Source organism: Labilithrix sp. (assembly GCA_019637155.1).
Taxonomy (GTDB): Bacteria; Myxococcota_A; Polyangia; order Polyangiales; family Polyangiaceae; genus Labilithrix.
In genome coordinates this window covers 370626-385636 of the sequence record JAHBWE010000004.1, presented here as the reverse complement: position 1 = coordinate 385636, position 15011 = coordinate 370626, and the positions used below count along the sequence as shown (strand labels likewise).

18 protein-coding genes are annotated in these 15011 nt (G+C 71.1%); 10 read left to right on the top strand and 8 right to left on the bottom strand.

From position 1 onward, the window contains the following. Positions 1-22 precede the first annotated feature (22 nt). Positions 23-424: a hypothetical protein gene (locus KF837_10240; protein MBX3227685.1), complete on the top strand. Its 402-nt coding sequence runs from the start codon at positions 23-25 to the stop codon at positions 422-424. Between the two features lie 10 nt (positions 425-434). Here the strand turns inward: KF837_10240 and KF837_10235 are convergent, their stop codons facing one another. Further along, on the bottom strand, positions 435-1199 hold the full coding sequence (locus KF837_10235; protein ID MBX3227684.1) for a PDZ domain-containing protein: 765 nt from the start codon (positions 1197-1199) through the stop codon (positions 435-437). A 101-nt stretch (positions 1200-1300) separates the two neighbouring features. Here KF837_10235 and KF837_10230 point away from each other — a divergent pair, with 101 nt between their 5' ends. The 7 genes from KF837_10230 (at position 1301) to KF837_10200 (ending at position 8232) form a co-directional block, all read left to right on the top strand. Continuing rightward, positions 1301-2281 (top strand): alpha/beta fold hydrolase, encoded by a 981-nt coding sequence (locus KF837_10230; protein ID MBX3227683.1) that lies wholly within the window; start codon positions 1301-1303, stop codon positions 2279-2281. Next, complete coding sequence (locus KF837_10225) at positions 2278-2916, top strand: DUF4347 domain-containing protein (GenBank protein ID MBX3227682.1); 639 nt, start codon at positions 2278-2280, stop codon at positions 2914-2916. Before KF837_10230 ends, KF837_10225 begins: the two co-directional genes overlap by 4 nt. A 184-nt stretch (positions 2917-3100) precedes the next feature. Beyond that, complete coding sequence (locus KF837_10220) at positions 3101-3721, top strand: DUF4214 domain-containing protein (GenBank protein MBX3227681.1); 621 nt, start codon at positions 3101-3103, stop codon at positions 3719-3721. 45 nt (positions 3722-3766) lie between these two features. Further along, positions 3767-4558 (top strand): peptidylprolyl isomerase, encoded by a 792-nt coding sequence (locus KF837_10215; protein MBX3227680.1) that lies wholly within the window; start codon positions 3767-3769, stop codon positions 4556-4558. Between the two features lie 82 nt (positions 4559-4640). Further along, positions 4641-6161, top strand: coding sequence for a serine/threonine protein kinase (locus KF837_10210; GenBank protein MBX3227679.1), 1521 nt, complete (start codon positions 4641-4643; stop codon positions 6159-6161). A gap of 74 nt (positions 6162-6235) precedes the next feature. Continuing rightward, complete coding sequence (locus tag KF837_10205) at positions 6236-6925, top strand: PEGA domain-containing protein (GenBank protein MBX3227678.1); 690 nt, start codon at positions 6236-6238, stop codon at positions 6923-6925. Then, a complete protein-coding gene (locus tag KF837_10200; GenBank protein ID MBX3227677.1) occupies positions 6922-8232 on the top strand; it encodes a hypothetical protein in 1311 nt (436 codons plus the stop codon). Before KF837_10205 ends, KF837_10200 begins: the two co-directional genes overlap by 4 nt. Here KF837_10200 and KF837_10195 read toward each other — a convergent pair. The 3 genes from KF837_10195 to KF837_10185 all read right to left on the bottom strand — a co-directional run bounded on the left by KF837_10195 (position 8229) and on the right by KF837_10185 (position 11221). Continuing rightward, complete coding sequence (locus KF837_10195) at positions 8229-8963, bottom strand: metallophosphoesterase family protein (GenBank protein MBX3227676.1); 735 nt, start codon at positions 8961-8963, stop codon at positions 8229-8231. The genes KF837_10200 and KF837_10195 overlap by 4 nt on opposite strands. Then, positions 8960-9649, bottom strand: coding sequence for a hypothetical protein (locus KF837_10190; protein MBX3227675.1), 690 nt, complete (start codon positions 9647-9649; stop codon positions 8960-8962). Before KF837_10190 ends, KF837_10195 begins: the two co-directional genes overlap by 4 nt. 261 nt (positions 9650-9910) lie before the next feature. Beyond that, positions 9911-11221, bottom strand: coding sequence for a hypothetical protein (locus tag KF837_10185; protein ID MBX3227674.1), 1311 nt, complete (start codon positions 11219-11221; stop codon positions 9911-9913). 42 nt (positions 11222-11263) lie between these two features. Here KF837_10185 and KF837_10180 point away from each other — a divergent pair, with 42 nt between their 5' ends. Continuing rightward, positions 11264-11584, top strand: a complete 321-nt coding sequence (locus tag KF837_10180; GenBank protein ID MBX3227673.1) for a TMEM14 family protein — start codon at positions 11264-11266, stop codon at positions 11582-11584. A gap of 6 nt (positions 11585-11590) precedes the next feature. Then, a complete protein-coding gene (locus KF837_10175; GenBank protein MBX3227672.1) occupies positions 11591-12289 on the top strand; it encodes a DUF2293 domain-containing protein in 699 nt (232 codons plus the stop codon). On the opposite strand, the gene KF837_10170 is transcribed toward KF837_10175, so the two are convergent. The 4 genes from KF837_10170 to KF837_10155 all read right to left on the bottom strand — a co-directional run bounded on the left by KF837_10170 (position 12282) and on the right by KF837_10155 (position 15001). Then, positions 12282-12488 carry a hypothetical protein gene (locus KF837_10170; protein MBX3227671.1) on the bottom strand — a complete coding sequence of 69 codons (207 nt, stop codon included), beginning with the start codon at positions 12486-12488 and terminating at the stop codon, positions 12282-12284. The genes KF837_10175 and KF837_10170 overlap by 8 nt on opposite strands. Positions 12489-12491: 3 nt before the next feature. Next, positions 12492-12827: a zeta toxin family protein gene (locus KF837_10165; GenBank protein ID MBX3227670.1), complete on the bottom strand. Its 336-nt coding sequence runs from the start codon at positions 12825-12827 to the stop codon at positions 12492-12494. Beyond that, entirely contained in the window at positions 12824-13027 is a 204-nt protein-coding gene (locus tag KF837_10160) for a hypothetical protein (protein MBX3227669.1), read from the bottom strand. Before KF837_10160 ends, KF837_10165 begins: the two co-directional genes overlap by 4 nt. Positions 13028-13138: 111 nt before the next feature. Beyond that, entirely contained in the window at positions 13139-15001 is a 1863-nt protein-coding gene (locus KF837_10155; GenBank protein ID MBX3227668.1) for a 2-hydroxyglutaryl-CoA dehydratase, read from the bottom strand. Positions 15002-15011: the final 10 nt, after the last annotated feature.

Here is a 15011-nt window from a genome sequence, read left to right as displayed (position 1 = left end):
TCGGTGCTCGGCACACTGAGGTATGCGCATCCTCTTCGTCCTCTCGATCTTGGCGATGCTCGCGTGCGAGTCGAGCGAGCCCGCGGACACCGACGCGGGGACGCAGTCCAGCGCGTCCGGCACCTGCGACAGCGCGTGCGTCTACTACCTGCGATGCAAGGGCGCCGAGAGCGCGGAGAACCAAGCCTCGTGCAAGGACGCGTGCGTCCAGCAAGGATGGACGTCCGCGCAGCTCCTCGAGGTCGAGCGGATGGACTGCGTGTCCGGCGTCGCGGCGATCGAGAACGGCGGCAGCAGCAGCAGCGGCGGCTCCACATGCAACGACTGCAACGGCTGCTACTGGGAGGAAGACACGTGCATGTACACCTACGGCTACGTCGCCACCGGCATCAAGGAGGCCTGCAATCGCTGCTGCTGCCCCTGACACGAACGCGTCAGCGCCGGCGCGAGCGCGGGAAGAACACGAGCGCGACGACGAAGGGCACGACGAGGCCGTACGCGCTGAGACCGCCGAGCAGACGGAGCGCCGCACCCGCGCCCGCACGATACGCCTGGCTCGTCCCGGCGGCGATCCCGATCGGACCGGAGAGCTCGTGCTCGCTCCCGCGCACGACGCGACCCCACCCGATGACCGTCGACCGGACGACGGCGAACGGCTCCACCACGCCGCGCGCGAGGGCCGAGCCGATCCCGACCGGGCGCGTCTCGACCCAAGGCCCGACGCCGATCTTGCCCGCCGCGCTCGGCGTCGGCGTGAGCGTGAGCTCCTCTTCGCCGCGTCGCACCGCGACGAGGACCGGCGTCTCGGGACGCGCCGCCACCTCGCGCTTCAGCGTGTCCCAGTCATGAACGGGCGCGCCGTCGACGCGGAGGATCTGGTCGCCGTCGCGAAACCCCGCCGCCGCGGCCGGGCTCGCCGCCGCGACGCGCACGCGCATGCTCGTCTCGTCGATGCGCGTCTCCCCGGTCAGCAGCAAGCCGAACGTGAGCAGCAGCGCGGTGACGAGGTAACAGCCGAACGGTCCGACCGCCGTGAAGAGCACGCGGCGCGCGAGCGACACCGCGGACCACGGCGCGTGGTCGATCGCGAGCACCGGCTTCATCCCGCGAACGCCGGCGCGGCGCGCGACGAGCCAGCGGAGAGCGACGAACGTGACGCCGTGAAGGAGCACGGTGAGGAGGAGCAGGAGCGCGCCCATCCCGCGCATCCTCGCACGTCCGCGCTGGCTGGAAAGCTCGCGCGGTCATGGAAGATCGGACGGAGACGAGCGCGCATTTCAGAAAGTGGTAAGCCCCGCCGGTGTTTCTTCGCTCGATCCCCTGGCTCGCCGTCGCGATCGCGGCGGCCGGATGCTCCGCCGCGACCGAGGACGAGGACGAGAGCGCGACGACGGAGAGCGCCGCGACGGAGGCGCTCCCCTGCCCGCGGGCGCCGTGCGCCGCGCGCCCGGTCGTCTTCATCCACGGCCACAACGGCCACAACGGCGACGGCGACGCGATCTTCGCCGCGCTCACCGCGCCCGGCGAGCGATGGGACGCGCGTCGCTCGATCGGCACCGGCGATCACGCGGACTGGGCGGCGCGCAGCATCCCGCGCCGCGAGTGGCTCTTCGCGTTCGACTACTACGTCACGCGCGGCAGCGACGCGCCGAAGTCCTTCACCGCCGGACCGGGCCGCATCGGCTCGAACGGGCAGCTCGTGCCGGACTCGGACTCGTACGATCGCGGCGTCACGCACGACTTCACGAAGGACCTCGCCGCCGCGATCGACGACATCCTCCGCGCGACGGGCGCCGACAAGGTCGACGTCGTCGCCCACAGCATGGGCGGCCTCATCACGCGCTCGTATCTCGCGTTCTTCCCCGGCGCGAAGGCGAAGATCGGCGAGGTGCTCTTCCTCGCGACGCCGCACCAAGGTGTCCCCTTCGCCGTCGGCGAGTCGTGGTTCAGCGACGACCCGATCTGGATGGACGACCACGAGCTGACGGAGCTCGATCGCGTGAGCTGGACGGCGCGCTCCAAGTTCACGGTGCGGGGTCGGTCGGGGCGCGACGTCTGGACGAAGGCGCTCATGAAGGCCGAGCTCGCGCAGCCCGCCGGCGGCCCGGTGAAGCACTGCATGAAGGGCGCGAAGGACCGCTTCATCTTCGACGACTCCGCGCGCTACGAGCGCTGCGCCGACTACCAGGTCGTCGGCGGCGTCGATCACGGCGGCCTCCTCCGCGCGCGCGAGGCGACCGACTTCGCGCGCGCGGTCCTCGGTGGCACGATCACGGAGTGACGGCGCTCCGGCTCATCGTCTACGACCGCACGTGCACGCGCTGGGGCGTCGGCCTCTCGACCGCGTGGGCGGCGGGCGCGCGGCTCTACCATCGGCTCGATCGCCACGACGCCGCGTACGGGGCGACGAGCTGGGCCGACGCGCTCGCGTGGATCGCGTCGTACGAGCCTTCGCGCTCGATCGCCGAGGTCCAGTACTGGGGCCACGGCAAATGGGGCCGCGTGCTCGCGGGCGACGATCGGCTCGATCGCGCCACGTTCGAAGGCGCGCACGCGCGCGCGTTCGCGTCGATCCGCGAGCGCCTGCTCCCGGACGGAGGCTCGCTCCTCTGGCTGCGCACGTGCGAGGCGTTCGGCGGCGACGCCGGTCACGACTTCGCGCGCTGCCTCGCCGACGGCCTCGGCGCGCGCGTCGCGGGGCACACGTTCATCATCGGCGTGCTGCAGAGCGGCTTGAGGACGCTCGCGCCCGGCATGCGCCCGGCGTGGCGCGCGACGGAGGGGATCGCCGAGGGCACCCCGGCGAAGCCGCTGCGCGCGCACGAGTCCTCCGCGCTCTCCCCGCGCACGGTCCATTGCCTCACGAACGTCGTCCCGCGCACCTGGCTCGCGGAGGACGGCGTTGCGCAACCGTGAAGCGGATCGCCCGCGGCCCCTCGCTTCGCGCAAGCGCCTGCGCAAGCCTCCACGACGCGTGGTGTGGGTCGCGCCCGCCTGCGGATCGACGACGATCCGGCGCAGTCTCACTGGAAATAGCGGCAATTTCAGATTCCGGACGGAGGCGCGCGCCGGTACGGCGGCTGCAACGTCGGGGGACATCATGCGCTTCGGTTGGCTCGTCTTCGTCGCCGTGTTCGCGGCTGGCTGCGCGGTGGAGGATCCGTCGGGTACGAAGGTCCGCGGCAACGGCGCGGTGCAGAACGACGACGACGACCCGAGCGATCCGACGCCGACCGATCAGCCGGCGAACGGCAACGACGGCGTCGCGCCCGTGATCACGCCGTCGACGCCGGCGCAGACGCAAACGCAAACGCCCGGGAACACCCCGGCGAGCCCGGCGAAGAAGCCGGCGATCGCGTGCCTGACGGACACGGACTCGGTGAAGGCGTCGTACTTCATCGCGCTGCAGCGCGATCCCGATCCGGGCGGCCTCCAGCACTGGGTCGGCATCATCCAGGCGGGCGAGTCGCGGCTCGGCGTGCTGAAGCAGATCCTCCAGTCGCCCGAGTTCATCGCGTCGCGCGAGCAGCTCACGAACGAGGACTACGTCACGAGCCTCTACCGCAGCTTCTTCGATCGCGAGCCCGACGCGGCGGGCTTCGCGCTGTGGCTCGACAGCCTGAACAAGGGCGGCTCGCGCAGCGGCATCGCGCTCGCGTTCGCCGATAGCGCCGAGTTCAAGGACCCGGGCTCGAACCGCGCCGCGGCCTGCTACTTCTGATTCGCTTCCGCAGCGAGTCGTCGAGGGGGCATACTACGCGCCCCGATGCGCGTCCTGGTCGCTTCACTGCTGCTCTTCTTTGCGTGTGTCCCCGTTCCGCCGGGGCTGCCTCCGCAGTCGAACGAGATCGTGTACGTCGACGCCGGCCCGGTCGAGGTCGCGCCGGCGGGACCGAGCGAAGAGGAGCGCGCGCGCATCCGGCAGGAGGTCGCGCAGCGCCGCGCCGCCGCGCTCGACGGCGGGCTCGTCGAACAGCCGCCCGACGGCAACGATCCGCTGCGCGGCAGCTACACGATCGAAGAAGCGACCGCGTCGCTCCCCGGCGCCGGCCGCCTCGTCGCGACGATCGACACGAGCGCGGGGCGCATCACGTGCGACCTCTGGGAGGACAAAGCCCCGAACACGGTCGCGAACTTCATCGGCCTCGCGAACGGGACGCGCCCCTTCAAGGCGGGGCGCGCGTGGATGAAGGAGCCCTACTACGACGGCACGACCTTCCACCGCGTCATCAAGGGCTTCATGATCCAAGGCGGCGACCGGAACGGGAACGGGACCGGCGAGCCCGGCTACGTCATCCCCGACGAGATCTGGCCGGGCGCGAAGCACGATCGAGCGGGCCTCCTCTGCATGGCGAACCGCGGCAAGGACACCAACGGCGCCCAGTTCTTCATCACCGACGCGGCGGTCCCGGGCCTCGACGGGAACTACACGATCTTCGGCGTCTGCGCGCCGACCTCGATCGTCCACGCGATCGCGACGACGCCGCGCGACTCGGGCGATCGCCCGATGTCGCCGGTGGTCATCGATCGCGTCGTCGTCACGCGCGAAGCCTCGTAGCCCACGCGCACCGACAGCGGCGCCTTCTTCATTTTCTGCGCTGAACCACCGCGATCACGTGGTGATACGATCGCGGGCGGTCATGTCCGAGCCCATCCGGATAGGGCGCTACGTCGTCGGCCGTGAGCTCGCGGCCGGCGGCATGGCGAGCGTCTACCTCGGCCGCATGTCCGGACCGGCGGGCTTCGGCAAGACCGTCGCGATCAAGCGGATGCATCCGCAGTTCGCGAAGGATCCCGAGTTCATCTCGATGTTCCTCGACGAGGCGCGCATCACGTCGGGCCTCAGCCACCCCAACGTCGTGCTGACGCTCGACGTCCTCGAGGAGCCGGGCGAGCTCCTCCTCGTGATGGAGTACGTGCACGGCGGCTCGCTCGCCTCGATCCTCCGCGCCGCGCAGGGCCAGGGCCTGTCGACCCCACCCGCGATCGCGAGCGCGATCGTCGTCGCCACGCTGAACGGCCTCCACGCCGCGCACGAGACGCGAGGCGACGACGGCCAGCCGCTGCACCTCGTCCATCGCGACGTCTCTCCGCAGAACATCCTCGTGAGCGCCGACGGCCTCGCGAAGATCGCGGACTTCGGCATCGCGAAGGCGGTCGGGCAGGTGCACGCGACGAGCGAGGGCGTCACGAAGGGCAAGCAGGCGTACATGGCGCCGGAGCAGGCGATCGGCGAGGCCCTCACCGCGCGCGCCGACGTGTTCGCCGCCGGCATCGTGCTCTGGGAGGCGCTCGTCGGCAAACGCCTCATCAACGGAGCCAACGGCGCCGAGCGCCTCCACGCGCTCTTGAACCTGAAGGTGCCGCCGCCGAGCGGCCTCGTCGCTTCGCTGCCAGGCGCGATCGACGACGTGGTCCTGCGCGCGCTCGCCCGCGATCCCAACGACCGCTTCGCGACCGCGAGCGAGATGGCGGTCGCGCTCGAGCACGCGATCGCGCCGGCGAGCCCGCGCGACGTCGGAGGTTGGGTCCGCAGCGCGATCGCGAAGGACCTCGCGAGCCGCGACGAGAAGCTCGCCGATCTCCACCGCTGGTGCCGGACCGCGGCGCCGGAGATGGCGTCGAGCGTCCGCGACGTCGCCGCGATCGCGGCGAGCACGACCATGCCCGCCGCCGGAGGCACCGCGATCCTCGGCCCGCACTCCGCCGCCGAGACGGTGAAGAGCGACACCGGCATCTCGACGGAGCGAGACGTCCTCCCGCCGGGTCTGCTCGCGGGCGTTCCCTCGCGCAAGGTGATGCTCGTCGGCGGCGCGGTGCTCGGAGGCTTCGCGCTGATCGGGCTCGTGCTCATCATCGCCGTGATCGCCGCGCGCACCTCGACGCCAAAGGCGAACGCGGCGCCGAGCGCGCCGCCGTCGATCGAGCCGCCGATCGCGGTCACGACGCCGGTGACGGCCCCGCCCCCGCCTCCGCCCGAGCCCGTACCCGAGCCCGAGCCCGCGCCCGAGCCGGCGGAGCCGCCCGCGCCATCACCTGCTCCGCCGCCGCCCGTCGCGGCGAAGCCGAAGCCCCCCGCGAGCGCGAAGCCCCCGACTTGCCGCATCGTCCCGCAGAAGGACGCCGCGGGGAGGACCGTGTTCAAGGAGATCTGTCCGTGAGGCGAGCGTCACTCGTCGTCGCCGCGCTGCTCGCATTCGCGGGATCAGCGGAAGCCGCCGACAAAAAGAAATGTATGGACGCCGCTCCGAAGGGCCAGGAGCTCCGCGATCAGGGCAAGCTGCTCGAGGCGCGCGAGCAGTTCCTCGTGTGCGCCGATCCCGCGTGCCCGCCGCCGGTGCCGACCTACTGCGCGGAGTGGCTCGAGGACGTGAAGAAGAAGCTCCCCTCGATCGCGCTCCGCGTCGTCGACGCGAGCGGCAAGGACGTCGCCGGCGCGACGATCACGATCGACGGGAAGCCCGCGAGCGCGGACAACAAGCCGATCGACGTCGACCCCGGGAGCCATCGCGTGAAGGTCTCGCGTCCGGGCGCGCGTGACGTCGAGCAGACCGTCGTCGCCGCGGTCGGCGAGCGCGGACGCGTCGTGTCGGTGAAGCTCGACGCCGACGGCACCGCGAGCGAGCCGACGAAGTCCGGCTCGCCCTTGAGCAAGTTCCCGACCGGATCGCTCATCGGCTGGGGCGTCGGGGCGGTGGGCCTCCTCGGGTTCACCGCCTTCGGCATCAAGGCGAACCTCGACTATGGCAGCTACGAGAGCTCGTGCGGCCATGGCTGCACGACCTCCGATCGCGACGACGTCGCGCGCACGATGGTCATCGCGGACGTCTTCCTCGCGGTGGGCCTCGTCGCGGCCGGGGTCGGGACCCTCCTCTATTTCGCGACGCCGCCGCCGGCGGAGCGCCACGCGCGGAGCACGCGATGAAACGATCTCGCTCACCGCTCGCCCTCGCCGCGGGCCTCGCGTTCGCGGCCGCGGTCGTGGCATGCCACGCGTTCCTCGATCCCGACGACCTCGTGTCCGGGATCGCGGCCGACGGCGGGACCTCGCCGGTCGTCGATCCGGACGGGAGCACGAGCGGCGGCTCGTCCGGAGACACCGGCGTCCCGGGCTGCGTTCCGGCGCCCCCGAGCGGCGCGCAGGTCGTCGCCGTCGTCCGCGGATCGCCCGGCGCCGTTCCCGCGTGCCCGAGCGGCTACGAAGCCTCGGGGCAAATCGGCTTCGGCGACGTCGCGAACGACACCTTCGAGTGCGCGACGGGCTCGTGCGCGTGCGGCGCAGCGACGGGCTCGGCCGACTCGATCAAGTGCGTCACCCCGGCGCTCAGCTTCTACTCGGACGACACGTGCACGACGAAGGTGGGGTCGAGCCCCTTCACGAACGTCATCCTCGGCTGCCCGCGCGTCGCGCGGCCGGCGACCGCGACGCACGCGCAGGTCACGGCCGTGCCGCAGGCGGCGGACGCGACCTCGGTGTGTCCGCCTTCGGGCACGCCGACCACGACGAAGCAGCCGCCGCGCGTCGACCTCGAGGTGCACGTGTGCCGTCCCACCGCGCAGCCTTCGAGCACCTGCAGCGGCGGCGACGCTCCGGCCGTCGCCGCCACCACCGGCTCCGCCTGCTACGTGTCCACGTCGGGGAGCTGCGCGGCGCCGTGGCGTGAACAGCGATCGTATTCGCCGGCGCCGGACTTCACCGACACGCGCGCGTGCCAGTGCGCGTGCGCGCTCGATCCCGCGAGCGTCAAGTGCTCCGGCGGCACCGTGCACCGGGCGCCCACCGCGGGGGCGGCCTGCTCGTCCGGCGAGCCGGTCCCCGACGCGCCCTGTCGCGCGGTCGCCGACTACGGGACGACGACGATGCGGCTCGAGAAGGTGCCGGAGGCGGATCCGACCGACGCGAAGTGTGTCCCCACCACGACGAAGGAGGGCGACGTCACGTTCACGAACGCGCCGTCTCTCCAGCTCTGCTGCCTCAGCGAGTGCACGGTCTGCCGCCAGGCCGCGATCGCGCCGGGCGGCGCCTGCGCGACGACGATCAAGGCGTGCACCGACGACGCGGAGTGCAAGCCCTACTACGACTGCCGTCAGACGTGCGGCTCCAGCTCCGGCGGCAGCTGCTCGGCGTGCACGGAGCCCGCTCCGGCGGCGGCGGCGCTCTACGAAGCGATCGCGACGTGCCGCTCGAAGGCGTGCAGCGCCTCGAGGTGCCGCAACGACGACGACAGCTAGTCGATCTCGACGACGGCCCGATCGACGAACCGCGGGTTGAGCTCGAAGCGGACGTACCCGAACGGGTTCGCGAGCACGCGCGTCGCGCCGACGACGGCGTCCACCGTGTCGTGCGTGTGGCCGTGCACCCAGCACGCGGGCTCGCGCGCGCGGATGAGCGCCTCGACGTCGCAGAGGAAGAACGGGTTGAGCGCGCTGCCCTTCCAGCGCGGCGCGACGCTCACCTCGGCGGGGAGGTAGTGGGTGACGACGAAGTCGCCGCGCGCGAGCTCGCGGTCGAAGAAGGCGAGCGCGCGAGCGTTCTCCTCGTAGACCCACGTGTCGAAGCGCTCGATCTGGCTGAAGTCGTTCATCGCGGCGGCGAGGCGGCGGACGCCGGCCGGCTTCTTGAACCACATCGGCGCGCCGAGGAACCGAACGCCGCCGATCGTCACGACGTCGCCGTCGAGCCAGGCGAGGTTCGGGTTCCGCGCGCACGCCTCGCGCGTGATCGCGACGACGTCTTCGCGCGTCGTGCCGTAGAACTCGTGATTGCCGTGGACGTACAGCACGCGCGCGTCCGCGTACCGCCGGCAGAAGCGATCGAGCGCGGGCCCGATGCCGCGACCCACCGCGACGTCGCCCGCGAGCACGAGCACGTCGATCCCATCGGGCTCGAGCGACTCCACGAAAGACTCGCCCTCGTCCGCGTGGAACTCGATGTGGACGTCGGAGACGTACTGGACCTTCACCGCTCCGGACGTTGTACCGAAAAACGGCCGGGCCGCCAGGAGACGAGGCGCACGCTCCCGCCGAGCACCGCGTCACGCCGCTGCTCGGCGACGACGCGCGCGGTGCGGGAGGCGGTCCCGAAGGCCGGGTCCTCGAGCCCGACGCAGCGCACCTCGCCGACGTCGCCCCAGACCATCGCCTTCAGCGCCTCGCACTCGCTCGTGTCGATCGTGTCGCTCGTGTCGATCGCGACGGCGGCGGCGCTCGGGCTCTTGCGCTCGAGCGGCTCGAACCGCTCCTCCACGCTCTCGCGCTCCGGCTCCTCCATCGTCAGCGCCGGGACCGTCGCGCGCTCGATCGCGGCGCCGACGCCGAGCACCGCGGCGAACGCCGCGACGACCACGATCGTCGCGCGCCGCGCATGCCGCCGCGCCGCGCCCGGACCGCACTCCTCCTTCATGATGCGCCCGTCCCGTCGCCGGACACAGACCGTGCCCGTCCCGTCCTCCGCGTCGAGGAGCGCGTCCACCTCGCCGGCGTCCATCGCGGACACGTCGTACACGGTCTTGCTGCACACGCAGCAGAGCCGCGCGACGTCGTCCCCGACCATCTCGTCCCACGCCACGGCGCACGGCGTCCGCGCGCGCGCGCGCTCGAGCAGCAGCGGCAGCCGACTCCGCGAGTCACGAGGCGCGCGATAGGGCATCTCGCGCGCTGACACCCGCGCCGCCGGGATGTTCCGGCTTGTTCGGCGCGCGGAAGGTTGAAAGGATGCAGCCATGAGCAGCTACCACATCGATCTCTCGAAGTGCCCCGACGGTCACTCGGTCCCCGGCGTCCTCGCGACGTTCGCGGACTGGCTCGCGACGCAGGACCACGGCGTGGTCGGCTACTTCGACGCGCTGAAGCTCGGAGAGATCCCGAAGGAGTGGAACGACGCGAAGGCGGCGAAGCTGCAGCGCGCGGGCTACGTGTTCCTCCACCTCCCCGACGGCTCGCTCCTCGCCCTCCTCGACACCGGCGCGAAGGACGCGCCGCGCGCGGTGGTGCTCCTCGACTCCGAAGGCGACGCGCGCACGGTCGCGACGAGCATGGAGGACTTCTTCGTGAAGCTCTCGCAAGGCAAGACGGGCATCGGCGACCTCGACGACGAGGACGCCTCGAGCGGCCGCCCCGCGCTCGCGACGTGGATCGAGACGAAGAAGGTCGTGGCGCCGGCCGCGCCGCCGTTCGACTTCGCCGCCTGGCTCGCGCGCGACTGACGCTCCACCGTCAATCGGGGAGCTTCGTCGCCCCCCGCCGCGACGAGCTCGTAGCAGCGCATCAGCCACGCCTCTTCGCCTTTCCAGAAGCGCTTGCAGTCTTCGATGTAGTCGAGGACGGCCTCGCGCTCCCCCGCGGCGAGGAGGGCGCGCGCGAGCTCGAAGTCGGGCCCGAAGCTGTCGAGCTGCGGCGAGCCGGGCGTCTTCCCGGCGCGGCGCAGGCACGCCGCGCCGCCGGCGAAGTCGCCGCCGACGTACGCGCACCACCCGAGCGCGAGGTGGGCGTCGTGGATCGCGTTGCCGTACTGGAACGTCCGCCGGCACGTCTCGTTGTCCGCGAGCACACGCCGCGCGGTCTCCGCGAGCTCGTCCCACCGCTCCGCGAGCTGCAGCGCCTCGAGCAAGTCGATGCGCAGCCCGAGCGCGATCCAGTCCACGTCCGTGAGCGCCAGCGCGGTGCGGAGCTCCTCGACCGCCTCCGCGGCGAGCACCTCGGGGCGCTCCGCGTCATCGCGTCGCGCGGCGGCGAGCAGCCTCTGCGCGCGCCGCTTCCGCCATTCGTACGCCGCCGGTTCGCGCGCGCTCGCGCGGCGGTAGAGCTCCGCCGCCTCTTCGGGGTGCTCGAACCCGATGAACGAAGCGGCGTTGTGCAGCGTCGCGAGGTCGACGTCGGGTCCAAGCGCCACGTCACGCCACGCCGCGAGGGCGACGGCGTGCTGCTCGGGCGCGAGCTCGGCGATGAGCGTCCCGTACCCGCCGAGGCCGACGTCCGGCCGATTCCGCGCGAGCCACGCGAGGTGCTCGCCGCGCACGCCCTGCTTGTCCGGCCACAGCGACGCCAAGAAGTAGCAGCCGACGAGCTTCACCCGCGCCTCGACGTCGTTCGGATCGCTCGCGACACGCGCCTCGAGCGCCGCAGCCACCTCCGCGCCCGCGCCCGGGTCCGCGCCTGCCTCCGCGTCCGCGCCCGCGCTCATCGCGGCCTCGTGGCAAACGCGCGCCCACTCCGTGCTCACACGCGACAGCGTAGCGCGTCGCTATCGCGTAGGATGCCTCCGATGCTCGATCTCGTCCGCGTCTATCTCGTCGGCTTCGGAGTGGTCACGATCGCCGGCGGCGTCCTCGGGTTCGTGAAGGCGAAGAGCAAAGCGTCGATCATCGCCGGCAGCATCTCCGGCGCCGCGCTCGTCGCGGCGGGCGCGCTCGTCGGCGGCGCGGCCACGACGACGGGCCTCGCGCTCGGCTTCGCGGTCTCGCTCGCGCTCACCGGCCGATTCGGCAACGCGTACCGCCAGACGAAGAAGCTCATGCCCGCCGGCCTCATCGCCGTCCTCGGCGCCGGCGGCATGGTCCTCACGCTCCTCGCGTTCCGCCGCTGACACGCGATGCCCGACTCGCTCGTCCTCGCGCCGACCGCCGACCCACACGTCTTCCTCTCCCCCAACGGAGAGAGGCTCTCACCGCCCGACGGCTGGGCGTGCCTCCCGCCCGGCGACGCCGCGATCACGCGCAAGGTGAAGCTCGCCGGCCCTTCGTGGGCGGTCCTCGAGAAGAAGGGCCGCAAGGTCTTCTCGAAGGGCCTCTGGGCGCCGCACGCGAACATCGAGCGCGCACGGGCGGAGGTCGCGAGCCAGCGCGAGACGCCGGAGTACGCCCGAACGCGCGCCCAGGCCACCGCGCGCCGCGAGCGCGACGAGGCGGGTTACGTCGTCGAGTTCGGCGAGGCCGTGCTCGCGTTCCTCCGCTTCTCGAAGGAGTGGCACCCGCTCGCGTTGGAGCTCGCGCGTCGCGTCGCGGCGCACGCGACGCCGGTAGGCAGCGGCACCGTCGCGCGCACGAAGCGCATCCCGGTGGAGGAGCGCGCGGAGGCGGCGGTCATCGCGTGGATGCGCCACCAGACGACGGCCTACGACTCCTTGCAGATCGCACGCATCAAGGGCGAACGCCGCGCCGTCCGCCGCGCCCTCGCCGAGGTCTCCCGCGCCGTCCTGGACCTCCACCGCCGCGACGCCCCCCACGCCATCACGCAGTGCCCCCTCTGCCGCGCCATCGCCCCCGACGACGACGACCCCGACCTCACGTAGCCCCGCGCCCGTCGACGAACCCCACATGCTTCGGCAAATCGACGACGGCATCAGAGATCCACTCCGGCAGCTCCCGATAGATCTTCCGTAGCGCACCGTCCTGCGTGCGCGCGCAGAGCGCCGCTTCCGCGTCGTTCACGGAGTTGTCGTAGATGTAGACACGATCAGCGAGCTCGATCGCCGCCGCCAGGTTGATCATCGACTACTTCGTGCGCGTGTTCTTCGTGAGCACGTCGGATGTGGAGATCGCGCGACGGATGAACGAAATCTTGTCGTCGGCCGACATCACGGTCTCGAACGCGATGCTCTCGCGCTTCGCGAGGAGCTCCTCGCGACGTGCGGTCGTCCACTTTGCCGCCTCGAGCACGGCGCTCTCGGAGTTCCAGTCGCCGAAGCGCGTCTGTGCGATGTCGTCGGGATTCAAGTACTCGACGCCCTCGCTCCAATGATCGGCGCGCAGGCGCACCGTGATCGTCGTCTTGCCAGAGCCGTTGGGACCACCGATGACGAGGAGGACAGGCGTTCCGAAGTCGCTCAAGCGCCCTGACCGCCCCGAGCGCGCTCTTCGGCGAGCCTCTTTCGCAACGCTGCACGGCCTGCGCGAATTCGTTCGCGCGTCGCCGTGAGCTGCGCCTTGCGCTCCGCGGCGACGTGCGCGAACGCCCGCCGCGACAGCTCCTGAAGCTGCTCCCCCGTCGGCTCGAACGCCGGATCCGCGAGGTTGATACGCGCGCTCACCCAGCCATCCTAGCACCGCCCCCGCCCCGCCAAAGGCTCCCTCCCGAGTCCACAACCCAGCCCGTGGGCGGAGCGCACGTCGCTGCCGCCCCGGGTGGGTGTCGTTGCGAGCTACTCCTCCGCCGCGGCGTCGAGCGTGTCGACCGGGTTCTTCTTCTGCTGCTTCTTCAGCGCGCGGATCTCGCGCACGATCGTGATGTCCTCCTTGAGGCGCTCGGCGAAGGCGGGGGCTTGCTTCACGCCCTCGACGAGGCTGACCGCGAGGTGCGGGGTCTCTTGCACCACCTTCTTCGTGCCCGTCACCGCGTTCGCGAGGCGGTCCTTCCAGCGCTGCGTGCGCGTCTTCAGGATGTACGGGGCGACCGCCGCGACGATGTCGGCGTTGTTACCGCAGTAGACGTGCTTCGCCTTGTAGAACGGGCTCCGGAACTTCGGGTTCGCGTCGAGGAACGCGGCGACCTGCTCGCGCGTGACGCCCTGCTCCGTGAGCGCGCGCTCGTACTCCGCCTGCGCGGCCTGCTTCGCCTTGAAGAGGTACATCTGCACGCGCGAGTAGAAGTTCACGCGGCCGTCGCCGCTCGTCTCGACCGGGCAGAAGATGGTGCCGGGGAACTTCTCCGTGATCGCCGTCTGCACGCCGTCGGAGACGCCCGCGCTCGGCATGCAGCCGAACGGCTTCACGCTCAGCGTCATGTGGCACTTCTGGTGGAGCACGTTGACGATCAGCTTGCCGACCTCCATGTGCCCCTCGCCGCCGCGGAGATCGTTGTTGTAGTAGTCGTGCGCGACCTCCGCGACCTCCTCCATACTCGCGAACTTGTAGCCGTAGAGGCCGACCATGTGCGCGAACACCTGGAAGATGCCCTTCACCGCCTTGTCGCCGAGGTGGCTGATCGCGAGCTTCTGGAAGACCTGGAACGGCCCGCCGCCGCCGAGGCCGTACTTCGCCGTGTCCCACTCGCGGAGGTCCGCGCGGTCGGCGGTGTCGTTCCGGACCTCCCACAGCATGTAGAGCATCCAGGCCGCGACGAGCTGGATGTCACACTCCGCGCCCTCCGCCTCGAGGAACTCCTGGAGCTGGTAGTTGCCGTCGCCCTCCGTCGTCATCGCCCAGAACTCGCCGATGATGGAGACCTTCGGCTTCACCATCGTCTTGTCGACCTCGATGCTGCGGAGGATCGGCTTGCACTTGGAGAGCGCGACGAGGATGTTCGTCTTGTCCTCGAGCGCCTTGTAAAGGAGGTCCTTGCACTCCTGGATCTTCTTGTTCGCGTCGCCCTTCACCTTCTCGTAGGGACGCACGCGATAGCCGTAGGCGTTCAGCACGTCGCCGACGAACATGCCCTTCAGGATCGCCCAGAAGAACGTGCCGTTCAGCTCGAGGCCGAGCTCGTCGCCGGTCGCCTGCTTGATGCCGCCGGTCTGCTGGAAGAGGAGCACGCGGAAGCCGTCGAAGCCCGCGTCGCGCAGCGCCTTCCGGTACTCCGTGACGTACATGCCGAAGCGGCAGGGACCGCACGCGCCCGCGGTGAGGAACGCGTAGTTCTTGACGATCTCCTCGCTCGACATCCCCTTGTCGCGGAGCTTGATGAGGTACTGAACCAGGTTGCCGACCGTGAAGTAGGTCGGGTTGCACTGGCCGCGGTTGCCGAACTCCTTGCCCGCCTGGAACGCCGCCGTGTCCGGCACGTTCAGCATCTGCACGTTGTAGCCGACGCCCTTGAGGCCGCCCTCGATCAGGTAGTCGTGCGCGAGCGTGAGGCCGCCGATGAGGAGCGTGACGTTGTCGCGCTCCTTGCGCGTGAACTGGAGGTCGACCATGTCGTCGAGCCACTGCTCGGTCTTCTGGTCGAGCCCGAGGCGCTTCCGCTCCTCCGCCTCGAACTTCGCGATCTCCGCGTCGAGGTCGAGGTCCTGCCCCGCGATCTTGAGGCTCTTCTTGCCGTTGATGCCGTTGAAGGTCGTATCGTTCATGGTCATCTCC